Source organism: Pseudomonas sp. MF6776 (genome assembly GCF_016613125.1).
Taxonomy (GTDB): domain Bacteria; phylum Pseudomonadota; class Gammaproteobacteria; order Pseudomonadales; family Pseudomonadaceae; genus Aquipseudomonas; species Aquipseudomonas iridis.
The window spans coordinates 110,441-134,308 of sequence record NZ_JAENSQ010000011.1; the positions used below are offsets into that span (position 1 = coordinate 110,441).

The 23,868-nt window shown below is 59.8% G+C and carries 18 protein-coding genes and 2 tRNA genes; 5 read left to right on the top strand and 15 right to left on the bottom strand.

The genetic code is table 11. The annotated features are described in order from the left end of the window. Window positions 1-13 precede the first annotated feature (13 nt). From rpsF to rnr, 3 genes are all read right to left on the bottom strand, one after another. Window positions 14-436 carry a 30S ribosomal protein S6 gene (gene rpsF / locus JJD74_RS14995; RefSeq protein WP_003236224.1) on the bottom strand — a complete coding sequence of 141 codons (423 nt, stop codon included), beginning with the start codon at window positions 434-436 and terminating at the stop codon, window positions 14-16. A 307-nt stretch (window positions 437-743) separates the two neighbouring features. Then, window positions 744-1,511 carry a 23S rRNA (guanosine(2251)-2'-O)-methyltransferase RlmB gene (gene rlmB, locus JJD74_RS15000; protein WP_042557396.1) on the bottom strand — a complete coding sequence of 256 codons (768 nt, stop codon included), beginning with the start codon at window positions 1,509-1,511 and terminating at the stop codon, window positions 744-746. Then, complete coding sequence (gene rnr / locus JJD74_RS15005; RefSeq protein WP_042557395.1) at window positions 1,508-4,138, bottom strand: ribonuclease R; 2,631 nt, start codon at window positions 4,136-4,138, stop codon at window positions 1,508-1,510. Before rnr ends, rlmB begins: the two co-directional genes overlap by 4 nt. A gap of 225 nt (window positions 4,139-4,363) precedes the next feature. Here rnr and JJD74_RS15010 point away from each other — a divergent pair. From JJD74_RS15010 to JJD74_RS15025, 4 genes are all read left to right on the top strand, one after another. Then, window positions 4,364-4,450: transfer RNA gene (locus JJD74_RS15010), tRNA-Leu, on the top strand. Between the two features lie 181 nt (window positions 4,451-4,631). Next, window positions 4,632-4,718 (top strand) — tRNA-Leu (locus JJD74_RS15015). Window positions 4,719-5,028: 310 nt separating this feature from the next. After that, window positions 5,029-6,039, top strand: coding sequence for an iron ABC transporter substrate-binding protein (locus tag JJD74_RS15020; protein WP_200615084.1), 1,011 nt, complete (start codon window positions 5,029-5,031; stop codon window positions 6,037-6,039). Further along, complete coding sequence (locus tag JJD74_RS15025; RefSeq protein WP_200615086.1) at window positions 6,039-7,604, top strand: ABC transporter permease; 1,566 nt, start codon at window positions 6,039-6,041, stop codon at window positions 7,602-7,604. The genes JJD74_RS15020 and JJD74_RS15025 overlap by 1 nt, the downstream gene beginning before the upstream one ends. A gap of 90 nt (window positions 7,605-7,694) precedes the next feature. On the opposite strand, the gene JJD74_RS15030 is transcribed toward JJD74_RS15025, so the two are convergent. From JJD74_RS15030 to JJD74_RS15085, 12 genes are all read right to left on the bottom strand, one after another. Then, window positions 7,695-9,629 (bottom strand): methyl-accepting chemotaxis protein, encoded by a 1,935-nt coding sequence (locus JJD74_RS15030; RefSeq protein WP_115145934.1) that lies wholly within the window; start codon window positions 9,627-9,629, stop codon window positions 7,695-7,697. Window positions 9,630-9,768: 139 nt separating this feature from the next. Next, complete coding sequence (locus tag JJD74_RS15035; protein ID WP_042557391.1) at window positions 9,769-11,058, bottom strand: adenylosuccinate synthase; 1,290 nt, start codon at window positions 11,056-11,058, stop codon at window positions 9,769-9,771. 54 nt (window positions 11,059-11,112) lie between these two features. Beyond that, complete coding sequence (locus tag JJD74_RS15040) at window positions 11,113-12,300, bottom strand: ATP phosphoribosyltransferase regulatory subunit (RefSeq protein ID WP_042557390.1); 1,188 nt, start codon at window positions 12,298-12,300, stop codon at window positions 11,113-11,115. A 313-nt stretch (window positions 12,301-12,613) separates the two neighbouring features. Further along, window positions 12,614-13,483, bottom strand: a complete 870-nt coding sequence (hflC, locus tag JJD74_RS15045; RefSeq protein WP_200615094.1) for a protease modulator HflC — start codon at window positions 13,481-13,483, stop codon at window positions 12,614-12,616. Further along, window positions 13,483-14,652, bottom strand: coding sequence for an FtsH protease activity modulator HflK (gene hflK, locus JJD74_RS15050; RefSeq protein WP_042557388.1), 1,170 nt, complete (start codon window positions 14,650-14,652; stop codon window positions 13,483-13,485). The genes hflC and hflK overlap by 1 nt, the downstream gene beginning before the upstream one ends. A 96-nt stretch (window positions 14,653-14,748) precedes the next feature. Next, window positions 14,749-16,050 (bottom strand): ribosome rescue GTPase HflX, encoded by a 1,302-nt coding sequence (hflX, locus tag JJD74_RS15055; protein WP_042557387.1) that lies wholly within the window; start codon window positions 16,048-16,050, stop codon window positions 14,749-14,751. A 12-nt stretch (window positions 16,051-16,062) separates the two neighbouring features. Beyond that, the gene (gene hfq, locus JJD74_RS15060) at window positions 16,063-16,323 is read right to left on the bottom strand and encodes an RNA chaperone Hfq (RefSeq protein ID WP_007902656.1); all 261 of its coding nucleotides are present in this window, start codon (window positions 16,321-16,323) and stop codon (window positions 16,063-16,065) included. Between the two features lie 94 nt (window positions 16,324-16,417). Then, the gene (gene miaA / locus JJD74_RS15065) at window positions 16,418-17,389 is read right to left on the bottom strand and encodes a tRNA (adenosine(37)-N6)-dimethylallyltransferase MiaA (protein WP_047299491.1); all 972 of its coding nucleotides are present in this window, start codon (window positions 17,387-17,389) and stop codon (window positions 16,418-16,420) included. Continuing rightward, window positions 17,389-19,299, bottom strand: coding sequence for a DNA mismatch repair endonuclease MutL (gene mutL / locus JJD74_RS15070; RefSeq protein WP_200615095.1), 1,911 nt, complete (start codon window positions 19,297-19,299; stop codon window positions 17,389-17,391). The genes miaA and mutL overlap by 1 nt, the downstream gene beginning before the upstream one ends. Next, window positions 19,296-20,726, bottom strand: coding sequence for an N-acetylmuramoyl-L-alanine amidase (locus JJD74_RS15075; protein WP_042557384.1), 1,431 nt, complete (start codon window positions 20,724-20,726; stop codon window positions 19,296-19,298). Before JJD74_RS15075 ends, mutL begins: the two co-directional genes overlap by 4 nt. Next, window positions 20,727-21,197 (bottom strand): tRNA (adenosine(37)-N6)-threonylcarbamoyltransferase complex ATPase subunit type 1 TsaE, encoded by a 471-nt coding sequence (tsaE, locus tag JJD74_RS15080; protein ID WP_042557383.1) that lies wholly within the window; start codon window positions 21,195-21,197, stop codon window positions 20,727-20,729. Further along, entirely contained in the window at window positions 21,185-22,684 is a 1,500-nt protein-coding gene (locus tag JJD74_RS15085; protein WP_200615096.1) for an NAD(P)H-hydrate dehydratase, read from the bottom strand. The genes tsaE and JJD74_RS15085 overlap by 13 nt, the downstream gene beginning before the upstream one ends. Before the next feature lie 63 nt (window positions 22,685-22,747). On the opposite strand from JJD74_RS15085, the gene queG reads away from it, so the two are divergent. Next, complete coding sequence (queG, locus tag JJD74_RS15090; RefSeq protein ID WP_047299486.1) at window positions 22,748-23,809, top strand: tRNA epoxyqueuosine(34) reductase QueG; 1,062 nt, start codon at window positions 22,748-22,750, stop codon at window positions 23,807-23,809. Window positions 23,810-23,868: the final 59 nt, after the last annotated feature.

Sequence of the window (23,868 nt, forward strand, 5' to 3'; positions counted from 1 at the left end):
AAAGGTCCGTGGATTACTCGTCAGCGTTATCGCTGTTGTCGCTGTCATCACTATCAGCGCTATCAGCGCCTTCGTGCTCAGGACGGTCGCGACGCTCACGGCGCTCACTGCGGTTTTCTTCAGCCTTGAGCATCTCGGATTGGCCGGTAACGGCTTCTTCGCGACGGATGACCAGGTTACGGATCACTGCATCGTTGTAGCGGAAGTTGTCTTCCAGCTCGGCCAGAGCCTTGCCAGTGCACTCAACGTTCAGCATCACGTAGTGAGCCTTGTGAACATTGTTGATTGCGTAGGCCAGTTGACGACGGCCCCAATCTTCCAGACGGTGGATTTTGCCGCCGTCTTCTTCGATCAGCTTGGTGTAACGCTCTACCATGCCGCCGACTTGCTCGCTTTGATCCGGGTGGACCAAAAAGATGATTTCGTAATGACGCATGAATGCTCCTTACGGGTTGTAGCCTGCCGCTCAAAAACGGTCAGACAAGGAGTGAATGACACTTATGGACTTGCTGGCGCGGGGCACATGCGTGCCTGCCGTCACAGCAAGGGGCGCAATTGTAGAGAAGGGACTGAAGAGGTGCAAGGCAATTGGTGATTATTTGAACAATCACCGATTCATGCCACACCACAAAACACTGTGGGAGCGAGCCTGCTCGCGAATGCGGTCTGTCAGGCAACATTTACGTCGACTGACACTCCCCTTTCGCGAGCAGGCTCGCTCCCACATTTGAGCCGCGTACGACTCAGGACTTCTTCGCGGAAGCCTTGGCCTTGGCACCGCGCTGACGCTGCGCCTCAAACAGGCACACACCGGTTGCCACCGAAACGTTGAGGCTGCTGACGCTACCCGCCATCGGCAGGTTCACCAGATAGTCGCAATGCTCACGGGTCAGACGACGCATGCCCTTGCCTTCAGCACCCATGATCAGGATGGTCGGGCCGGTCAGGTCCTGGTCATAGATACTGACCTCGGCCTCGCCCGCCGTGCCGACAACCCACAGACCGCGCTGCTGGAGCTTTTCCAGAGTGCGCGCCAGGTTGGTCACTGCAACGAGCGGAATCACTTCCGCCGCGCCGCAGGCCACTTTACGCACGACAGGTGTCAGGGTGGCTGACTTGTCTTTTGGCACGATGACTGCCAACGCACCGGCAGCATCTGCCGAACGCAGGCAGGCGCCGAGGTTGTGCGGATCGGTCACGCCATCGAGCACCAGCAACAATGGCGCACCGTCGGTGCGATCGAGCAATTCGTCGAGCATTGCCTCGCCCCAGACCTGGCTCGGACTGACGTCCGCAACCACGCCCTGGTGCACGCCTTCAACCCAGGCGTCCATCTCGCGACGCTCGGCCTGACCCACCTGGACACGATTCTCGTTAGCCAGTTCGATCAAGGTCTGCACGCGCGGATCGTTGCGGCTTTCAGCCAGCCAGATCTGTTTGACGCGCTTGGGGTGGTGACGCAGCAACGCTTCTACCGCGTGAACGCCGTAGATTTTTTCCAACTGACTCATGACTTCGCCTTCGGTTTACGTGCCCCGCCACTTTTGGCTGGAGCCGAACCCGCTTTCGGCGGGCCTTTACGGTGTTTGCTCGGTTTGGCTGGCTTGCCGCCGGTCGCATTTTCAGGCGCCGACCGTCCGGTCTTTCCCCCGGACGCCGCTTTACCACCGTTTTTCGCATCGGCGAGCAAAGCCTGCTTCAGTTCACGGCTTTTGCGCAGCTCGGCGTTTTTCGCCACGGCATCGCTTGGGCGATAGGCGTCACTGACCTTTTCCTTGGCAGGACGGCGGCCAGCGGTTTTCGCTGGAGCCGGTTCTGCCGCGGCTTTGGCAGCGGGCGCAGCAGTTTCCGCGCCACGCTTCTTGCGACCAATCGGTGCGCTGATGGTTTTTTCGGCCATCTCGAAGTCGATCTTGCGCTCGTCGAGATCGACACGCATGACGCGCACCTCAACGGTGTCGCCAAGACGGAAGCTGCGACCGGTGCGCTCGCCCGCCAAGCGGTGATGCACAGGGTCGAAGTGGTAGTAGTCGCCCGGCAGCGCGGTGACATGGACCAGACCTTCGACATAGATATCGGTCAGCTCGACGAACAAACCAAAACCGGTCACGGCAGTGATCACGCCCGGGAACGATTCGCCCACGCGATCCTTCATGAACTCGCACTTGAGCCAGTTCACTACGTCACGAGTGGCTTCGTCGGCACGGCGCTCGCTCATCGAGCATTGCTCGCCGAGCTGCTCCAGCGCTGCCTCGTCGTACGGATAAATACGCGCCTTCGGAATGGTCATCGCACCGGCACGACGAACGTGCGGGGTGTCCTGTTTCGAATGGATCACGCTGCGGATGGCGCGGTGCGTGAGCAAGTCAGGGTAACGACGGATCGGCGAAGTGAAGTGGGTATAAGCTTCGTAATTCAGACCGAAGTGGCCCTGGTTGTCAGCGCTGTACACCGCCTGGCTCAGCGAACGCAGCATCACGGTCTGGATCAGATGGAAATCCGGACGGTCCTTGATGCTGGCCAGCAGTGCCTGGTAATCCTTCGGCGACGGGCCTTCCTTGCCTTTGTGCAGGGACAGACCAAGCTCACCGAGGAACGCGCGCAGTTTTTCCAGACGCTCCGGCGGCGGGCCGTTGTGAACGCGATACAACGCAGGTATTTCGTGCTTCTTCAGGAATTCAGCGGTGGCCACGTTGGCCGCCAGCATGCATTCCTCGATCAGCTTGTGCGCATCGTTGCGAACGGTTGGACGGATCTCGGCAATCTTGCGCTCGGTCCCGAAGATGATCCGGGTTTCCTGCGTTTCGAAATCGATGGCGCCACGTACGTGACGAGCGGCCAGCAAAACCTTGTACAGCGCATAAAGCTGCTTGAGGTGCGGCAGAACGTCGTTGTACTCGCCGCGCAGTTGACGCGCCTCGGTAAGTTTCGGCGTTTCCAGCATTGCACTGACCTTGTTGTAGGTCAGGCGAGCGTGGGAGTGAATCACCGCTTCGTAGAAGCAGTAGTCGGTCATCTCGCCGGATTTGGAGATTGTCATCTCGCAAACCATGGCCAGGCGATCGACGTGCGGATTCAGCGAGCACAGGCCGTTGGACAGTTGCTCAGGCAGCATCGGCACGACACGCTCGGGGAAGTACACCGAGTTGCCGCGAACCTGAGATTCATTGTCCAGCGCCGAACCGATCTTCACGTAGCTGGAGACGTCGGCAATGGCCACGTACAACTTCCAACCGCCGGAGAACAGGCGCAACTTGCCAGGTTTGGCTTCGCAGTAGACCGCGTCATCGAAGTCGCGAGCATCTTCACCGTCGATGGTCACGAACGGCAGATGGCGCAGGTCGATGCGCTTCTCTTTGTCTTTCTCTTCGACTTCAGGCTTGAGCTTGGCGGCTTCTTTCAAGACCGCTTCAGGCCAGACGTGCGGGATATCGTAGGCGCGCAGGGCGACATCGATTTCCATGCCCGGCGCCATGTAGTTGCCCACGACTTCAACCACATCGCCTTGCGGCTGGAAGCGTGGTGTCGGCCAGTGAGTGATCTTCACTTCGACAAACTGACCGATTTGGGCGTTGGCGTTACGGCCCGGCGTGACCAGCACTTCCTGCTGGATCTTCGGATTGTCCGCAACGACGAAACCAATACCGCCCTCTTCGAAGTAGCGGCCGACGATGGTTTCGTGAGCACGCGAGACCACTTCGACGATCATGCCTTCGCGGCGACCACGACGGTCGAGGCCGGAGACACGGGCCAGCGCACGGTCACCGTCGAACACCAGACGCATTTGCGCCGGGCTCATGAACAGGTCGTCGCTGCCGTCGTCCGGCACCAGGAAGCCGAAACCGTCCCGGTGCCCGCTGATGCGGCCCAGGATCAGGTCGAGTTTATCCACCGGCGCATAAGTGCCACGACGGGTGTAAATCAGTTGAGCGTCGCGCTCCATTGCGCGCAGACGGCGACGCAGGGCTTCGATCTGGTCTTCTGTGGTCAGACCAAACTCTTCGACCAGTTGCTCGCGGGCAGCTGGCGAACCTCGATCAGCAAGGTGCTGAAGGATCAGTTCGCGGCTTGGAATAGGGTTTTCATATTTTTCCGCTTCACGAGCGGCCTCGGGATCGAGGGACTGCCAATCGGCCATTAGAGAGTTTTCACCTTGTCTATATACGGGTTAGTTTGGCATAGGCGCCATCAAACGGGAAATTTCAGACTATAAAGGCCCATCTAAAGCACTGTATCGCCGTTTTAAAGCGGTTTTGAACACCGCTGGTAAAAAAAATCAAAATATTTGGCAGCAGGGGTTTACAGTTAAAAAAACGCTCCGTATAGTGCGCGCCATCGACGACGCACAAGCGCTGCCGATACTGCCCAGATGGTGAAATTGGTAGACACGCCAGCTTCAGGTGCTGGTGACCGCAAGGTCGTGGAAGTTCGAGTCTTCTTCTGGGCACCAATTTCGAGTTTGAGACTAGATCAGTTTCAAGACTCACACAAAAACCCGCGAAAGCGGGTTTTTTGCATTCTAAGGAAAGGATTTGTTAAAACCGATTTATTAAAATTAAATCAGGGGTTTACAGATCAAAAAGCGCTCCGTATAGTGCGCCACATCAACAGCGGCAACGCTTGCGATGATTGCCCAGATGGTGAAATTGGTAGACACGCCAGCTTCAGGTGCTGGTGACCGCAAGGTCGTGGAAGTTCGAGTCTTCTTCTGGGCACCAATTCAAATTCAAGGTTACGACCCTGGATTTCTCAAAAACCCGCGAAAGCGGGTTTTTGCGTTTCTGCCTTTCTGAAATCCAAGCGACCTACTCAAAATTCGATTGCACCCCTGTAGGAGCTGCCGAAGGCTGCGATCTTTTGATGTTGCTTTTAAAACAAGATCAAAAGATCGCAGCCTTCGGCAGCTCCTACAGAACGAGCAACAACTGCAGTATCAGACCCCGTCCAGCCCCGCAAGGCGCACTTGAGAAACAATATCGTTTATCATTGTTGCAAGATTTTGCAATGCGACAGTGAGGAACCCTGAGAATGACGTTTCGAAATACCCTGCGCCGAGGCTTGACCTTCACCCTTCTCGGCCTGGCACTCGCCACTCCCCTCAGCCAGGCTGCCGATGCGGTTTCCCTGACTCTCTACAATGGCCAGCACAAGGAAGTCGGCGATGCGATCGCCAAAGCCTTCGAAGCCAAGACCGGCATACACGTCAATGTCCGCAAGGGCAGCAGCAATCAGCTTGCCAGCCAGATCGTCGAAGAAGGCGATCGCTCCCCTGCCGACGTGATCTACACCGAAGAATCCCCGCCACTGAACAAACTTGGCGAACAAGGCCTGCTGGCCAAGGCCGATGACGCCACGCTGGCCGTGCTGCCGGAAAAATACGTCGCGAGTAACGGCACCTGGATCGGCGTGACGGCCCGGGTCCGTGTGGTTGCCTACAACCCGAAACTGATCGATGAGAAAGACCTGCCGAAATCGGTGATGGAGTTCTCCGATCCGCAATGGCAAGGCAAGGTCGGCTTCGTGCCAACCAGCGGCGCGTTCCAGGAACAGGCCGTGGCCATTATCAAGATGCACGGTCGCGACGCCGCCGAAGAATGGCTGACCGGTCTGCGCGCATTCGGCAAGACCTACAGCAACAACATGGTCGCGCTCAAAGCGGTGGAAAACGGCGAAGTCGCCACCGTGCTGGTGAACAACTACTACTGGTTCGCCCTGCAACGCGAGAAAGGCAAACTGGATTCGAAACTGCACTACTTCACCGGCGGCGACGTCGGCGGCTTGATCACCGTCTCCAGTGCCGCCGTGCTGAAATCCAGCAAGCATCCAAAAGAAGCCCAGCAATTCCTCGCCTATATGGCCAGCGAAGAAGGTCAGCGGGTGATCACTCAGACCACCGCCGAATACCCGCTGCATAAAGGAATGGAATCTGATCGCGGCCTCAAGCCGTTCAGCGAACTGGAAGCGCCGAACGTCACACCGGCCGACCTGGGCAATGCTGAAGAAGCGCTGGATCTGGAACGCGAAGTTGGCTTGAACTGATGACCGCATCGTTAGCCACCCCCGCCATGCGCGGGGGTTACATGCCACGACGCAAGCGGCCGTCGATCTGGCTGTTGCTACCCGTGTTGTTGCTGGTGGTGATGAGCCTGCTGCCGCTGGCGTATGTCGGGCTGAAAACCTGGCAGGCCGGCTGGGCCGAAGCGCTGCACTTGTTGTGGCGCCCTTACGTTTTCGGCCTGCTGCGCAACACCTTGGCATTGATGGTCGGCGTGACCGTCACCTGCGGCGTGATTGGTCTGTCGCTGGCCTGGCTGCTGGAACGCAGCAATTTGCCGGGACGACGTCTATGGGGCGTGATTTTATGCCTGCCGTTCGCGGTGCCGGCATTTGTCAGCAGCTTCACCTGGGTGTCGTTGAGCGCACAGTTCGAAGGCCTTGGCGGTGCGATTCTGGTGATGAGCCTGTCGAAATACCCGCTGATCTTCCTGCCTGTCGCCGCAACCCTGCGCAATCTCGATCCATCCCTTGAAGAATCCGCCCGCACCCTGGGCCAGAACCGTTGGGGGGTGTTTTTTCGCGTCACCCTGCCCCTGCTCTGGCCATCGCTGCTGGCCGGTTCGCTGTTGATTGCCTTGCACATGCTGGTGGAGTTCGGCGCGCTGTCGATCATCGGCCTGCAAACCTTCACCACAGCGATCTATCAGCAGTTCGAACTGGAATTCAGCAACGCTAATGCGGCGATGCTTTCCGCGGTATTGCTAGCGCTGTGCCTGGTGCTGTTGTGGCTGGAACTGCGCGTGCGCGGTAAAGGCCGACACGTACGCACCGGCCAGGGCGCGGCGCGTCAGGCCGAGCAAGTCAGGCTGGGACCCTGGGCCGCTGTCGGTCAGGTGTATTGCCTGACGCTGGCGATTATCGGCAGCGGGATTCCGCTGGGCATGCTGGCGTATTGGCTGGCCGTCGGGTCATCGGCGGCATTCCCGGTCGCGGCAATTACCGAAGCGCTGCTGTCGTCGCTGGCATTGTCACTGGGTGGCGCAGCGCTGTGCCTGCTGCTGGCGGTGCCGGTCGGCCTGCTGGTGGTGCGTTACAAAGGTCAACTGGCGATCTGGGCCGAGCGCCTGCCCTATCTGCTGCATGCACTGCCAGGTCTGGTGATCGCACTGACGCTGGTGTATTTCGCCCTGCATTACGTGCCGGCGCTGTACCAGACATCTGGTTTGCTGCTGATTGCTTATGCGCTGCTGTTTCTGCCGCTGGCTCAGGCACCGATTCGCACCGCGCTGAACAAGGCTGCACCGCAATTGGAAGAAGCGGCGCGCACGCTGGGCGCATCGTCGTTCACGGCATTTTGCCGGGTGACGCTGCCGATCATTTTCCCGGCATTGGGCGCAGCGTTTGCGTTGGTTTTTCTGGATGCGATGAAAGAGCTGACGGCGACCTTGCTGTTGAGTCCGACCGGACTCAATACGTTGGCGACCGAAGTCTGGGCGCATACCGCGAATGTCGAGTTTGCAGCGGCGGCACCTTATGCGGCGCTGTTGATATTGGTCTCGGGATTGCCGGTTTATTTGCTGACTACCCGGATGTATCTGAGCCGCTGAAAAAGCAAAAAGATCGCAGCCTGGGACGGCTCCTGCATGGGATTTTGCGTTTCCCTGCAGGAGCCACCGCAGGCTGCGATCTTCTGATCTTCAGGCCCGGAATTGTCCCAGGCTCGCCTTAAGCTGCGCAGCCAAGCCATCCAGCACCTTGCCACTGGCCGTGGTTTCCACTACAGCCTGGGCCGCTTTCTCGGCCTGCACGTGGATCGTTTCGACGCGCCCACGTACCGCTTGCGCACCCGCAGCCTGATGCGCCGCCGCCTGCGTTGCCAGACCAATCGCTGCATGCACCTGCTCGACCGAAGCCTGCACCGACTGTTGCAACCGCGCACTGTCGCGCAGCACCAGTAAACCCTCACTGGCCTGACGTCCGGCCTGCCCGATCGCTTCCACCGCCTCACGCGCGCCTTGCTGCAACGCGACGATGTGCGCCTGGATGTCGCCGGTAGAGCTTTGTGTCTTGCTCGCCAGCGCCCGAACTTCGTCTGCCACAACAGCGAACCCCCGCCCGGTTTCGCCTGCCCGTGCCGCTTCGATCGCAGCGTTCAATGCCAACAGGTTGGTCTGCTCGGCAATCCCGTGAATGACCGTCAGCACCACTTCAATCTGTTCACTCTGCTGCGCGAGCCGCTCGATGACTTTCGCCCCCGTGTCGACCTGCCCCGCCAGCGCCTCGATCAGACTGCCGACCTTGGCCGACGTGCGGGTGTTCTCATCAGTGGCCTGACGAATATCAACCACCTGCTTCAACGCTGCCTGCATCGCGTGGCTTTCCGATTGGGCCTCGTCCGCCATTTGCGAAAGCGCCCGCAGACTTTCCGCGACTTCGTCCCGCTGCATCCCGGCCGCCGCATCGGCACCGGCATTGCGCAGGGTCATCGCGCCGATTTCCACGCCTGTGCGCTGGGCCACATCACCCGCCTCACGCACGATCGGCTGCAACTTGTCGACAAAGCGGTTGACCGCTGCAGCCATGTCACCGATCTCGTCCTTGCTGTTGATCTGCACACGTTTGGTCAGGTCACCCTCGCCCGCTGCAAGGTCGTCCATCGCTGCATTGAGCATCTTCAAGCGGTTGACCACGCGATGACCAAGCACCACAGCCAGCAGCAACAGCACGCCGCAGCCGACTAGCGCGAGGCCCATACCGATGCGCCAACGCAAGGTCGCGGCAGCGTCCTGCACTGTGCTGGCTGTATTGGCTTTCATCTCGGTAGCGGTGGATTGTGCCGATTGCAGACGCGCGCGCATCGCAGTGGCGCTATCGGCTGCGGCACCTTTGAGGCTGTCACCGACCAATTGATCGCTGCTGGCGATCAATGCCAGGAAACGCTTGTCGAGCGCAGCCAGATCGGTCTCTACCGAGGCCGTGGAGACGCCCATCAGCACCTTGCCGATTTCAACGCCGTTAGGGCTGATCGACGCTTCAAGGTAATAAACCGAAGGATCGTTCTTTGCCGCATCCAGCACTTTATCCAGTGCACGTTCGCCCTGCCCCTTCTCCAGCAAGGCCTTGTTGATCGGGTTTTCGCGATTGAGGTAACGGGTCAAATGCTGCCCAGTAGCGTCGTCGTAGACCACGAACAGCACATTGGGATTGCGCTGGGCGCGCCGGGCAAACTCGGACAGGGTCGGCACGTCGCTGTCCCACATGGCGCGGGGTGCGACCGAAGCCAGCAATTGGGCCATGTCATTGGCCGAATCCTTCAAATCCTTTTCCAGCGTCGCACGCAATTGCGTTTGTTCGTCCTTCAGGCGAGAAGACAAACCGGCGGTAAGACGCTGTCGGGTACTGGCGGACAAGGCGTCGAGACTCGACGTGACTTCACGCCCGGCCTGCTCCAGTTCCCCGGAGAGTTTCTGGCTGTCGGCACCGAGGCGCACCGCCAGATCCGCTTCCAGTGCCGTGACCGTGCTCCGCGTCAGGGCAACGGCCACCAACACCTGCACCAAAAGGGCGATACCAAGGGTAACGAACACGGGCCGCAACAGACGGCTTTGTAACAGTGAGAGAACGGCTGACACTATGAATCCCTCTACTTCTGACGCCATTAAATTGATGGCACTCTTGTAGGAAGATTCACAGCAAAGGTCATGCCGTCCTACAGGCATAAACGACAAAGGCCCCGATTAAGGGGCCTTTGTTTTTTACATCAACGACTTATCAAGCAAACGGATGACGCAGAACGATGGTTTCGTTGCGGTCCGGGCCCGTCGAAATAATGTCGATCGGCGCGCCGATCAACTCTTCAACGCGCTTGATGTAGGCACGAGCGTTAGCTGGCAGCTCTTCCAGGGTTTTGGCACCCACGGTCGATTCGGTCCAGCCCGGCACTTCTTCGTACACAGGCTGAAGGCCAACGTAGCTGTCAGCGTCTGTCGGGGCAACGTCTTTGCCTTCGGCATCTTTGTAGCCGATACAGATGTTGATCGTTTGCAGGCCGTCGAGTACGTCCAGCTTGGTCAGGCAGATGCCCGAAATGCTGTTCACATCGATAGCGCGACGCAGGATAACGGCGTCGAACCAGCCGCAACGACGGGCACGGCCGGTGGTAGCGCCGAACTCGTGACCTTGTTTGGCCAGGTGCGCACCCACTTCGTCAAACAGCTCAGTCGGGAACGGGCCCGAACCTACGCGAGTGGTGTAAGCCTTGGTGATGCCCAGGATGTAGTCCAGGAACATCGGGCCAACGCCCGAACCGGTCGCCACGCCACCCGCGGTGGTGTTGGAGCTGGTCACGTACGGATAGGTACCGTGGTCGATGTCGAGCAACGAACCCTGGGCGCCTTCGAACATGATGTCTTTGCCGGCGCGACGCAGGTCGTGCAGCTCGGCCGTCACGTCGAGCATCAGCGGCTTGAGCAGTTCTGCGTATTCCTTGCACTCGGCCAGGGTTTTTTCGAACTCGATGGCAGGCTCTTTGTAGTAACCAACCAGCATGAAGTTGTGGTAATCCACCAGTTCACGCAGCTTGTCTTCAAAGCGCGGCATGTTGAGCAGGTCGCCCACACGCAGGCCACGACGTGCAACCTTGTCTTCATAAGCCGGGCCAATGCCGCGACCGGTAGTACCGATCTTCAGCTCGCCACGGGCCTTTTCACGAGCCTGGTCCAGCGCTACGTGGAAGGACAGGATCAGCGGGCAGGACGGGCTGATACGCAGGCGCTCGCGCACCGGTACGCCTTTCTCTTCCAGCTTGGTGATCTCGCGCAGCAGGGCGTCAGGTGCAACCACCACGCCGTTGCCGATCAGGCACTGCACGCCTTCGCGCAGCACGCCCGACGGAATCAGGTGCAAGACAGTTTTTTCGCCGTCGATCACCAAGGTGTGACCAGCGTTGTGGCCACCTTGGTAGCGCACTACGGCGGCAGCATGTTCGGTCAGCAGATCAACGATCTTGCCTTTGCCCTCATCACCCCATTGGGTGCCCAGGACTACGACATTCTTACCCATAACACTTGTCCTCATTCGCGCAAACTTGGTGCCGGCGATGGCCGGCAGGAAAACTCAAGAAGCCAGTGGCGATACTTGCCAAAGCCCGTTCTGCTGAATCAATTGCCGGTCGCAGTCCGCATCACGGGCGGCGGCCAAAGGTTGCCCAGGCAATGCCTGAACGACACGCTGACCCTCACTGCGCAACTGACAAACGTGCTGCCAGAGTGCTGCATCCGTACTGTCAGGCATCCAGATACCGCCAGACGGTAACTCGATCTCAGCACGCCCCAGGGTCACCAGGGTTTTCAAATCGGTGGAAAAGCCAGTCGCCGGACGCGCGCGACCGAAGTCGGCGCCGATGTCGTCGTAACGGCCGCCCTGAGCGATGGACTGACCAACGCCCGGTACGAACACCGCGAACACCACACCGGTGTGGTAGTGATAACCGCGCAACTCGCCCAGATCAAAGTACAGCGGCAGCTCCGGGAAGCGAGCCGACAGGCGCTCGGCTATCGCCAGCAAATCTTCCAGTGCTTCCAGCACCGGCGCCGGCGCATTAGCCAGACGCTCGCGGGCAGCGCTCAACACTTCACGGCCGCCGCACAAGTCAACCAGCGCACGGAGCATGCCGGACAGGTCGGCAGGCAAGCCTTCGGTCAAGGTAATGACCTCGTCGATGGCCTTGCGTTGCAACGCATCGAACAACTGCTGTTCGACTTCGCCGGACAGACCGGCGGCGCGCGCCAGACCACGGTAGATACCAACGTGACCGAGATCCATGTGCACGTCCGGCACATCGGCCAGTTGCAACATGGCCAGCATCAGACTGATCACCTCCACGTCGCTGCTCGGACTGGCATCGCCGTACAACTCGGCACCCAACTGGATCGGACTGCGCGACGACGACAATGCACGCGGTTGGGCGTGCAATACGCTGCCGGCGTAGCACAGACGGCTCGGGCCCTCGCGACGCAGGGTGTGCGCATCGATGCGCGCCACTTGCGGCGTGATGTCGGCACGGAAACCCATCTGCCGCCCCGACTGCGGGTCGATGACCTTGAAGGTACGCAGATCGAGGTCCGAGCCTGCACCGGTCAGCAGGGATTCCAGGTACTCGATATGGGGAGTCACGACAAACTCGTAACCCCAGCTCTGGAACAGATCCAACACCTGACGACGCGCAACTTCAATGCGCGCCGCTTCCGGTGGCAGTACTTCTTCGATGCCATCTGGCAGCAGCCAGCGGTCTACCGTTGCCATTACGCCATTCCCCTTTGATCCGGGCGGCCAGCACTAGGGCGAGCCTTGAGTGAAGCAGAAAATGACCGGTCCGTTCAAAACGCACGCGCATGAACGACGCAGCGAAAGGCCTTTAACCGGCTTCGCCCATCACTTTCCTCGAAAAACTGTCGAGCCATTCAACCCGATGTTCTGCAGTAAAAACAGCAATCAAACGTGCAGACGCAAAAAAGCCGGGAATTTCCCGGCTGCCGCATCATACACACGTTTTCCCAAAGGATCACCCCGCCCGAGGTTTTAGCCGCCGGGCGGAATGATTCAGGTCAACGCCGTATCAAGGCTTGGACTTTTCCAGGTAGCGGAAAAAGTCACTGCTTGGGTCGAGGACCAAGACGTCGGATTTGTTCGCGAAGCTTTCACGGTAGGCGCGCAGGCTACGGTAGAAACCGTAGAACTCCTGATCCTGACCGTAGGCCTTGGAGTAGATCGCAGCGGCCTGGGCATCACCATCACCGCGAACCTCTTCAGATTCACGATAGGCTTCAGCCAGCAGCACGCGGCGTTGACGATCGGCGTCGGCACGGATGCCTTCAGCCAGCTCGTTACCCTTGGCGCGGTGCTCACGAGCTTCACGCTCACGCTCGGTGCTCATACGCTCGAACACACTGCGGTTCACTTCTTTCGGCAGATCGATGGCCTTGACCCGGACATCGACGACTTCGATACCCAGCTCTTTCTCTGCCATCTTGTTCAGCGACGCGGTGATGTCAGCCATCAGCGCATCACGCTCGCCCGACACGACTTCGTGCAGGGTGCGCTTACCGAACTGGTCACGCAGACCGGATTCCAGTCGACGGGAAAGACGCTCGTCGGCAATCTGCTTGAGGCCGGAAGTCGCGGTGTAGAAGCGCTCGGCATCTTTCACGCGCCACTTGGCGTAGGCATCGACCATCACGGCTTTCTTTTCCAGAGTCAGGAAGCGCTGCGTCGGCGCATCCAGCGTCAGCAGGCGGGCGTCGAACTTGCGCACCTGGTTGACGTAAGGCACTTTCATATGCAGACCCGGCTGGACATCGGCCTGAACCACACGACCGAACTGCAGCATCACCGCACGCTCGGTCTGAGCCACGATGTAGAAGCAGTTCCAGCCCACCAGTACGACAACGACGCCAACGATCAGGGCGATCAGCGATTTATTGCTCATCAGCGGGTCTCCCTTGTACGCGACTGCGGCACGTCAGTGACATGCGGCGTGACGTCCGTGTTGCTGCTGGCGGCGGCCGAACCGGTTACCGGTGCGTTGCCCGAACTGTTCTGGATCATTTTATCCAACGGCAGGTAAAGCAGATTGCTCTGGCCGTCCTTGTTGCCGGTCACGAGTACCTTGCTGGTGTTACTGAAGACTTCCTGCATGGTGTCCAGGTACAGACGCTGGCGGGTGACTTCAGGCGCCTTGCGATACTCGGCAACCAGTTTGGTGAAGCGATCCGCCTCACCCTTGGCGCGCGAGACCGTTTCGTCGCGGTAACCATTGGCATCCTCGAGGATACGCTGGGCCTGACCACGAGCTTCCGGCACCACGCCGTTGGCGTAGGTTTCTGCCTGGTTACGCGAACGCTGCTCGTCTTCACGGGCGCGGATCACGTCATCAAAGGCTTCCTGTACTTCACGCGGTGCAGCGGCGCTCTGTACGTTGACCTGAGTAACGGTGATACCGGTGCGATAGGTATCGAGGAAACGCTGGAGACGTTCCTTGATTTCGCTGGCCATCAGTTCACGACCTTCGGTCAGCACCTGATCCATCGCGGTGGAACCCACCACATGACGCAGCGCACTTTCGGTCGCGTGCTGCAGGCTGATTTCCGGCTGGTCGACGTTCAGTACGAAGTCCTGCAGGTTGCTGATCTTGTACTGCACGGTCAGCGGCACTTCGACGATGTTCTCGTCTTCGGTCAGCATCTGGCCCTGCTTGGAGTAGGCACGCTCACGCGTGACGTTCTCCATGTACTTTTTATCGATCGGCGGGAAGTAGATATTCAGACCCGGGCCGACGGTTTCGTAGTATTTGCCGAAGCGCAGCACTACGGCTTGCTCCTGCTCGTCCACCACGTAAACCGCGCTGTACAGCCAGACAGCCGCCAGCACAACGAGGGCAATACCGATCAGACCGCCGAAACCGCCGCCGCTCTTGCTCGAACCACCGCCGTCATCACCACGTTTCTTGCCACCACCGAACAATCCGTTCAGGCTTTCCTGCAGCTTTCGGAAGGCCTCGTCGAGATCCGGTGGCCCCTTGCGGTCGCCGTTATTGCGGCGCTTGCCACCCCAAGGATCCTGATTATTCGAGTTGCCACCCGGCTCATTCCAAGCCATAGCGCTCTCCATCTGATAAAGCAAAGACGCACCCACGGCGCGCCGACCAATGCTACAGAATGCCTGACGTTGCGGCACAACCGCTTTGTCAGGCTTTTATTGCAAAGTGTGTTGCTCGATGAATTCCATCGGCTGCAATCCTTCGCGGCTTACCAGTCGATTCAACTCGACCCGGGGCAAGCGAACGGCCAGCAGGCTGATGCCTTCTTCGTCGTGCTCTTCTTTTTGCACCGCACCGAGTTCGAAAAACTGCGCACGCAGTCGAGCGAATTGTTGCGGCAAGCGCAATGTACCCACAAACAAATCACCGCCCAGCAACTCGGAAATGGCTTGTTCAAGTAATTCCAGACCACTGCCATCACGCGCCGACAACCAGACCCGTTGCGGTTTGCCATCGGCATCGCGCTGGATTTGCGGCTCAACGCCTTCAAGCAAATCGAGTTTGTTATAGACCTCGAGGATCGGCAAGTCCTGGGCGCCAATCTCGCCCAACACCACCATCACCTGCTCGATCTGCAACATGCGATCCGGCTCGGCCGCGTCGATAACGTGCAACAGCAGGTCGGAGTTACTCGACTCTTCGAGCGTAGACCGAAAAGCCTCGACCAGCTTGTGTGGCAAGTGACGAATGAAACCTACCGTGTCGGCCAGGACAATCGGCCCCAGGTCGTCCAGCTCCAGACGGCGCAAGGTCGGGTCCAGCGTGGCGAACAATTGATCAGCCGCGTACACGTCGGATTTCGTCACGTTGTTGAAGAGCGTGGATTTACCGGCGTTGGTATAGCCCACCAGAGACACGGTAGGAATATCCGCACGCGAACGGCCGCGCCGCGACTGCTCGCGCTGGCTGCGCACTTTTTCCAGCCGGCCCTTGATCTGCCGCAGGCGAACCCGCAACAGACGACGGTCGGTTTCAAGCTGGGTTTCACCCGGACCGCGCATGCCGATACCGCCACCCTGACGCTCAAGGTGAGTCCAGCCACGAACCAGCCGCGTGCTCATGTGGTCAAGCTGGGCCAGTTCGACCTGGAGCTTGCCTTCATGGGTACGGGCGCGCTGAGCGAAAATATCGAGAATCAGACCGGTACGGTCGATCACGCGACACTCGAAAACACGTTCGAGGTTACGTTCCTGACTGGGCGTGAGGATGTGATTGAAAATCACCAGATCGGCCTTTTCGGCATGGACCAGGTCGCGCAGTTCCTCGACCTTGCCGCTGCCGATCAGGAATTTGGCAGTTGGCCGATGACGCGGCACGTTAAAAAACGCAACGGTCTCGGCGCCTGCCGAATTAGCCAGTTCCTGAAACTCCTGCGGATCTTCGCGCGCCTCAGGGTCCTGTCCATCCAAGTGAACGAGGATTACTCGCTCACCACCACCGTGGCGCTCAAAGAACAAAGGAGACTCCTATCAGGCGTTACCTGGCTCAGCGTCACCTGCTTCGGATTCGGTTGCGCTAGGCAGACGAATTGGACGAACCGGCACGACTGTCGAGATAGCGTGTTTGTAAACCATTTGGCTGACGGTGTTTTTCAGCAGGATCACGAACTGGTCGAACGACTCGATCGTGCCTTGCAGTTTGATACCGTTGACCAGGTAGATGGAAACCCCAACTTTCTCTTTACGTAAAGTATTCAGGTAAGGGTCTTGTAGCGAATGCCCTTTTGACATGTGCCGCACTCCTTTAAGGATTCAATAATAAAAATAGGTAATTCAGATGGCTTTAGCCGTCACACCCCCAAGGATAGACGGCAATTGCAAGGACTCAGCTCAATATGGAGATGGTCCCTAAGTATTTCAAGGCGCGTGGCAGATTGTCGCAATCAAGACTGTCCAGCCAATGTAAATCTTCCCAGCTTCGTAGCCAGGTGAACTGGCGCTTGGCCAATTGGCGCGTGGCGATGATGCCGCGCTCCTGCATGTCAGCCAATGTCAGTTTGCCATCCAGGTAGTCCCAGACTTGGCGGTAGCCTACCGCACGTATAGACGGCAACCCCGAATGCAGGTCACTTCTTTTACGCAGGGCTACGACCTCGTCGATGAATCCCTGTTCCAACATATTTGTGAATCTTTGTTTAATGCGCTCGTGCAGTACCTGACGATTCGCCGGGGCAATGGCCAAGTTCGCGACAGTATAGGGCAATTGTTGCAGTCCCGAAGCGGCTGCTTCAGTACTTTGCGCAGATTGTTGCTCACGCAGCGCAGTCATGCTCTGACCACTGACCCGATAGACTTCCAGCGCGCGACTCAAGCGTTGTGGATCGTTCGGATGAATCCGGGCAGCGGACACCGGATCAATCACCGCCAATTGATCATGCAGGGCTTGCCAGCCAAGGCGTGCAGCCTCTTCTTCGATCTGCGCGCGCACCTCGGGATCAGCCGCTGGCATATCCGCCAGACCTTCGACCAAAGCCTTGTAATAGAGCATCGTGCCGCCCACCAGCAGCGGAATTTTTCCGCGCGCGGTAATTTCAGCCATGGCTTGCAAGGCGTCGCGACGAAAATCCGCAGCCGAATAGGCTTCAACCGGATCGAGAATATCGATCAGACGGTGAGGATATTCGGCGAGAAGCTCTTTTGAGGGCTTGGCGGTGCCGATGTCCATGCCGCGATAGACCAACGCCGAATCGACACTGATCAGCTCGCACGGCAACACTTTGGTCAGCTCGATGGCCAGATCGGTCTTGCCCGCAGCGGTCGGGCCCATCAGGAAAATCGCTGGAGGAAGCTGGCTCATCAACGACCGCGCAAAAACAGTTTGTCCAGATCGTCCAGGCCCAATTGGGTCCAGGTCGGTCGGCCATGGTTGCATTGACCGCTACGCTCGGTGTTTTCCATATCACGCAGCAGACCGTTCATTTCCGGCAGGGCCAGACGCCGGTTGGCGCGGATTGCGCCGTGGCAGGCCATGGTGCCGAGCAGTTCGTTCAGGTGTGCCTGAATCCGGTCGCTGGTGCCGTATTCCATCAGGTCCGACAGCACGTCGCCAACCAAACGGTTGGCCTCAGCCTGCTTGAGCAGTGCTGGAATCTGGCGAATCGCCAATGTTTCCGGGCCCAGACGCTGCAATTCAAAGCCCAGGCGCTGGAACCACGCAGCGTGTTCTTCAGCGCAATCAGCCTCACGCTGACTGACCGCCAGCGATTCCGGTACCAGCAACGGCTGGCCGCTGAGGCCTTCGCTGGCCATGGCGACCTTCAGGCGCTCATACATGATCCGCTCATGGGCAGCATGCATGTCCACCAGCACCAGGCCTTGGGCGTTCTCGGACAGAATGTAGATGCCTTTCAACTGCGCCAATGCGTAGCCGAGCGGCGGAATGTCTTCCTGACCGGCCGGCAATGCGTTGGCATTGGCTTCTGGCAAGGGCGCGAAAAACTCGCGATAGGCGGCTTGAGCCTCAGCGACCGGCGGCACAGCGGATTGCGGACGCGGCGTGTATTGATACTGATAAGCGCCGCCAGCGCTGGCGCCCGACGACGTGTTGAACGCCGGTTGTGCCTGCGGTTGCTCCAGCAGCGCATTGGCCGCCAGACGCATTTCGCCCTGCGGCCCGAACTCACCGGCATCAAGCCCTGTCGGGCGGACCACGGCAGTGGTGACCGAACCGGCAAGCTGATCTTCCGGACGCACATCGCCCAGCGCCCGGTGCAGCGTGCCGTAAAGGAAATCATGCACCATGCGCCCGTCACGGAAGCGCACTTCGTGTTTGGTCGGGTGAACGTTAACGTCCACAGCAGCCGGATCAACCTCGAAAAACAGCGCAAACGTCGGGTGGCGACCGTTGAACAGAACATCGCGATAAGCCTGGCGCACCGCGTGCGCCACCAGTTTGTCGCGCACCGCGCGGCCGTTTACAAAGAAATACTGCAAGTCCGCCTGACTGCGGTTGAAGGTCGGCAAACCGACCCAGCCCCACAGGCGCAAGCCATTGCGTTCGATCTCGATCGGCAGCGCCTGTTCAAGAAAACCCGAGCCGCAGATCGCCGCCACACGCCGGGCACGGGCCGCATCATCGTGGGCCTCGTGCAGGCTGAGGATGGTCTTGCCGTTGTGGCGCAGATGGAAAGCCACGTCGAAACGCGCCAGTGCCAGCCGCTTGATCACCTCTTGCAGGTGATCGAATTCGGTTTTTTCGGTCTTGAGGAATTTACGTCGTGCCGGCGTATTGAAGAACAAGTCGCGCACTTCCACCGAAGTGCCCACCGGATGCGCGGCCGGCTGAACGCGAGGCGCCATGTCTCGACCTTCGGTCTCGACCTGCCAGGCCTGATCGGCATCACGGGTGCGCGAAGTCAGGGTCAGGCGCGCCACGGAGCTGATCGAGGCCAGGGCTTCACCGCGGAAGCCCAGGCTCATCACCTGCTCCAGGTCTTCCAGATTGCGGATCTTGCTGGTGGCGTGCCGGGCCAGCGCCAGTGGCAGGTCATCGGCAGAAATGCCGCTGCCATCGTCGCGCACCCGCAGCAGCTTGACGCCGCCCTGCTCGACGTCGACATCAATGCGCTTGGCACCGGAGTCGAGGCTGTTTTCCAGCAACTCCTTAATCACCGACGCCGGGCGCTCGACCACCTCGCCGGCGGCGATCTGGTTCGCCAGCCGTGGGCTGAGCAGCTCGATGCGGGCCATGTTCAGGACCTGAGTCATTCTTTGGACGCCAGTTCGGTGCCAGGAATGGTCAGGTGCTGGCCCGCTTTCAGGTCATCGCTTTTCAGATTGTTGGCGCTGCGCACCGCTGCCGGCGAGACCTGATAACGCACGGCGATCATCGCCAGGGTTTCGCCCGGATTGACTCGGTGATCACGCGGGCCCTGGGCAATCTTGCCGGAATCACGCAGCCAGGCAATGTAGGTGCCAGGCGGCGGGTTCTGTTGGAAGAACTGGCGCACGCCACTGCTGATCGAACGCGCCAGCGCTTGCTGGTGGCTCGACGCCGAGAGCTTGTTCGCTTCGTTGGCGTTGGAGATAAACCCGGTTTCGACCAGGATCGACGGAATGTCCGGCGACTTCAGCACCATGAACCCGGCTTGCTCCACGCGCTGTTTGTGCAGCGGCGTAACCCGGCCGATGTTGGTCAGGACTTTCTGCCCGACGTTGAGGCTGGAGGTCAACGACGCCGTCATCGACAGGTCAAGCAGCACGCCCGCGAGCATGCGGTCCTTGTCGTCGAGGCTGACGTTGCCCGCACCGCCGATCAGGTCGGAACGGTTTTCACTGTCGGCCAGCCAGCGAGCGGTCTCGGACGTCGCACCGCGATCAGACAGGGCAAACACCGAAGCACCGAAGGCCGCCGCAGATGGCGCGGCATCGGCGTGGATCGAGACGAACAGATCAGCTCCCTTCTTGCGGGCAATCTCGGTCCGCCCGCGCAACGGGATGAAGTAGTCACCGGTACGGGTCAGTTCAGCGCGGAAGCCTTTCATGCCATTGAGCTGACGCTGCAGTTCACGGGCGATCTGCAGCACCACGTCTTTCTCACGCTGCCCGCGCGAGCCGGACGCACCCGGGTCTTCGCCACCGTGGCCGGCGTCAATCACCACAATAATGTCGCGCTTGCCGGCCGGGGCTGGCGGCAGCTTGATGGTCGGTTCGGTCGGGGTGACCGGCACGGCCGGCACCGTCGCAACCCGCGGCGCAGGTGCAGGCGGCGGAGCGGCATCGGCCGGGTTGTCGAACAGATCGACCACCAGACGGTTGCCGTATTGCGCGTTCGGCGCCAGCGAGAAGCTTTTGGGCGTGACGGCTTTTTTCAGGTCGATGACCACCCGCAGGTCGGACGGCGTGCGCTGGGCCGAGCGCATCGCGGTGATCGGCGTGTTCGCGGTCTGCACATTCAAAGGCGCGCCGAGGGTGGCGCCATTGATGTCGATCACCAGTCGATCCGGTGAAGTCAGGGTGAAAACGCTGTGCTGCACCGGGCCGCTCAGGTCGAAGACCAGTCGCGTGTTATCCGGCGCCCGCCACAGGCGCACGCTGTTGACCTTTGAATCGGCCACAGCGGTGACGGTTACTGCCATCAACATCAGTCCTGCGGCAGCCACCAACGCGCGAAAGCGCATACCTAACCCCATCATCTAATTGGTTTCCAATGCCAAAGCGGCACACCAGGCCTCGCCACGCGAGCCCTGGGACAAAATATTCAGCGAACGCCCGCTGTCTTGCGGGCTAATGGTAATGGTCAGGTCAGGCTTTGGCAAAAAGCCTGCACCTTTATCGGGCCACTCGATCAGGCAGAGGGCGTCGTCGTCGAAGTAGTCGCGGATCCCGAGAAACTCCAGTTCCTCCGGATCAACCAGGCGATACAGGTCGAAATGGAAGGCGCGGATGTCACCGATTTCGTAGGGCTCGACCAATGTGAAGGTCGGACTTTTTACCGCTCCGACATGGCCAAGCCCGCGAATAATCCCTCGCGACAGCGTGGTCTTGCCCATGCCCAGGTTACCAACAAGAAAAATCAGGCCATGGCCCTGGGTCACGCGGGCGATCCGTGTGCCAAAGTCGCTCATGGCCTGTTCATCGGCCAGGTACAGGGTTACTTCAGACACGGTGCATGCTCCTCCAACAACTGACGAATGGCTGGAATCAGATCACTGGCCGCCAGCCCACGGCCGAATTTTCCTTGGTGCATCCCGGCATTGGCGTGCAGCCAGACCGCCAGGCACGCGGCATCGAAGCCATCCATACCTTGTGCCAGCAGCGCGCCGGTCAAACCGGCCAGCACATCGCCGAGCCCGGCGGTGGCCATGGCCGGATGCCCCTGATGACACAACGCCAGACGCCCATCGGGATGGGCGATCAGGCTACCGGCGCCTTTGAGCACCACAACCGCTGTATATTTTTTGCTCAACGCCAACGCAGCGGCAGGACGATCGGCCTGCACCTGCGCGGTGCTGATCCCCAGCAACCGAGCAGCCTCACCCGGATGCGGCGTGATCACGCAATCCCTGGGCAAGCTGACAAACCCTTCGGCCAGCAGGTTCAATGCATCGGCGTCCCACACCTGTGGCAACGGCGCATTGGCTGCCGCCGACACCAGCGCCCGCCCCCAGCCAGCCTGCCCCAGCCCCGGCCCGACCACCAGCACGGAAACCTTTTCCAGCAGGCCCATCAATTGATTGGCCGAGGAAACACCCAGGGCCATGGCTTCCGGAATGCGGGTCAATGCCGCTGGCACATGTTCCGGGCGAGTCGCCAGCGAAACCATGCCGGCACCGCTGCGCAAGGCACTTTCGGTGCTGAGCAGGATCGCCCCGCCAAAACCGTGATCGCCGCCGATCAGCAGCACATGCCCGAAGCGGCCTTTGTGGGAACCGGGTAGACGTGGTGCCAGCCGTGGAAGATTAGCCGCGTGCAGGCGCCTGGCATGGACGGGAATGTCACCACAGGTTTCGGCCGTCGCCTGCAAATCATTAAACACCAGCTCGCCGACATGATCCGCCGCATCACCGGTGAACAGCCCGACTTTCAAGGCGATGAAGGTGACGGTGAGGTCGGCGCAAACGGCAGTACCCAGCGCATGCCCGGTGTCGGCGGACAGTCCGGAAGGAATATCGACTGCCGTTACCGGCAGGCCACTGGCGTTGATCGCCGAGATGGCCGTGCGATAGGGCTCGCGTACGTCACCGGTCAGGCCGGTGCCGAGCAAGGCATCGACAATGACCCCGCGCAATTCGTTTTGACCGGCCCAGCCCAGCACACTGACGCCCTCGGCGAGCGCTTCGGCATGCGCCTGTGCGGCATCACCTTGCAGGCGCTGCGCATCGCCGACCGCCAGCACGCGCACCCGCCAACCCGCCCGATGCGCCATTGCGGCGAGCAAATAGCCGTCGCCAGCATTGTTGCCGTGGCCGGCAAGCACAGTCATTTCATCGGCTGTCGGCCATTGCCGCACCAACGCCCGCCAGGTCGCATGCGCGGCGCGCTGCATCAATTCGAAGCCCGGCGTGCCCGCGGCAATCAGCCGTGCGTCGATCTCGCGCACCTGTGCAGCGCCATACAGCGCGTCGGGTAATTCATCTTTCGTGTGCGGCATGCGTCTTCGGGCTCCGATGTCTGGCAGAATTATACGCACCTCAGCTCCGGTTTCTCTCGCCTCATGTCCGCCATCACCACAGACCTGCCCGCTCTGGCCCAATCGATCAAGGATTGGGGCCGGGAGTTGGGCTTTCAGCAAGTCGGCATCAGCGGCCTCGATCTGGCCGAGCATGAGCAGCACCTGCAGCGCTGGCTCGAGGCCGGCTACCACGGCGAAATGGATTACATGGGCGCCCACGGCAGCAAGCGTTCGCATCCCGAAGAACTGGTGCCCGGTACTTTGCGTGTGGTTTCCCTGCGCATGGACTACCTGCCAGGCGACACCGAGATGGCCAAACGTCTGGCCGAACCGGAAAAAGCTTACGTGTCGCGTTATGCCTTGGGCCGCGATTACCACAAATTGATCCGTAAACGTGTTCAACAATTGGCGGACAAGATTCAAGGCGAGATCGGCCCGTTCGGGTTTCGCGCTTTCGTCGACAGCGCGCCGGTGCTGGAAAAAGCCATCGCCGAGCAGGCTGGGCTGGGCTGGATCGGCAAAAATACGCTGGTACTGAACCGTAAGGCTGGCAGCTATTTTTTCTTGAGCGAATTGTTTGTCGATCTACCGCTGCCAGTGGATGAGCCGCACAGTACCGAACACTGCGGGCGCTGCACTGCATGCCTCGATATCTGCCCGACCAATGCTTTCGTCGGCCCGTATGTGCTGGATGCGCGACGCTGCATTTCGTATCTGACCATAGAACTGAAAACCGCCATCCCCGAAGAGCTGCGGCCACTGATCGGCAATCGGGTGTTCGGCTGTGACGATTGCCAGATCGTTTGCCCGTGGAACCGCTTCGCGCGGCCCTCGACGGAAAGCGATTTCAAGCCACGGCACAACTTGGACAACGCCGGACTGGCCGAGCTGTTTTTGTGGGATGAAGAAAAGTTTTTGAGCAGCACCGAGGGCTCGCCCTTGCGGCGAGCCGGGTATGAGCGCTGGTTGCGCAATCTGGCAGTGGGGTTAGGCAATGCGCCCTCAACGATTGCGGTGCTGGAAGCGTTGAAGGCGCGACGGGATTATCCCTCGGCGCTGGTCAGGGAACACGTCGAATGGGCGTTGAAGCAACATTCGTCATAAAGGGTATTCCCCCGCATTCGAACGCCGCGCAAACCCAATCGTTTTCTCGTCTCAGACCA

Coding starts and splice junctions, on each gene's coding strand:
- hflK (WP_042557388.1), bottom strand. CDS start 14,652: ATGGCTTGGAATGAGCCGGGTGGCAACTCGAATAATCAGGATCCTTGG.
- JJD74_RS15040 (WP_042557390.1), bottom strand. CDS start 12,300: ATGGCAACGGTAGACCGCTGGCTGCTGCCAGATGGCATCGAAGAAGTA.
- hflC (WP_200615094.1), bottom strand. CDS start 13,483: ATGAGCAATAAATCGCTGATCGCCCTGATCGTTGGCGTCGTTGTCGTA.
- mutL (WP_200615095.1), bottom strand. CDS start 19,299: ATGACTCAGGTCCTGAACATGGCCCGCATCGAGCTGCTCAGCCCACGG.
- rpsF (WP_003236224.1), bottom strand. CDS start 436: ATGCGTCATTACGAAATCATCTTTTTGGTCCACCCGGATCAAAGCGAG.
- queG (WP_047299486.1), top strand. CDS start 22,748: ATGTCCGCCATCACCACAGACCTGCCCGCTCTGGCCCAATCGATCAAG.
- JJD74_RS15025 (WP_200615086.1), top strand. CDS start 6,039: ATGACCGCATCGTTAGCCACCCCCGCCATGCGCGGGGGTTACATGCCA.
- JJD74_RS15035 (WP_042557391.1), bottom strand. CDS start 11,058: ATGGGTAAGAATGTCGTAGTCCTGGGCACCCAATGGGGTGATGAGGGC.
- rnr (WP_042557395.1), bottom strand. CDS start 4,138: ATGGCCGATTGGCAGTCCCTCGATCCCGAGGCCGCTCGTGAAGCGGAA.
- JJD74_RS15085 (WP_200615096.1), bottom strand. CDS start 22,684: ATGCCGCACACGAAAGATGAATTACCCGACGCGCTGTATGGCGCTGCA.
- JJD74_RS15020 (WP_200615084.1), top strand. CDS start 5,029: ATGACGTTTCGAAATACCCTGCGCCGAGGCTTGACCTTCACCCTTCTC.
- miaA (WP_047299491.1), bottom strand. CDS start 17,389: ATGAGCCAGCTTCCTCCAGCGATTTTCCTGATGGGCCCGACCGCTGCG.
- JJD74_RS15075 (WP_042557384.1), bottom strand. CDS start 20,726: ATGATGGGGTTAGGTATGCGCTTTCGCGCGTTGGTGGCTGCCGCAGGA.
- rlmB (WP_042557396.1), bottom strand. CDS start 1,511: ATGAGTCAGTTGGAAAAAATCTACGGCGTTCACGCGGTAGAAGCGTTG.
- hfq (WP_007902656.1), bottom strand. CDS start 16,323: ATGTCAAAAGGGCATTCGCTACAAGACCCTTACCTGAATACTTTACGT.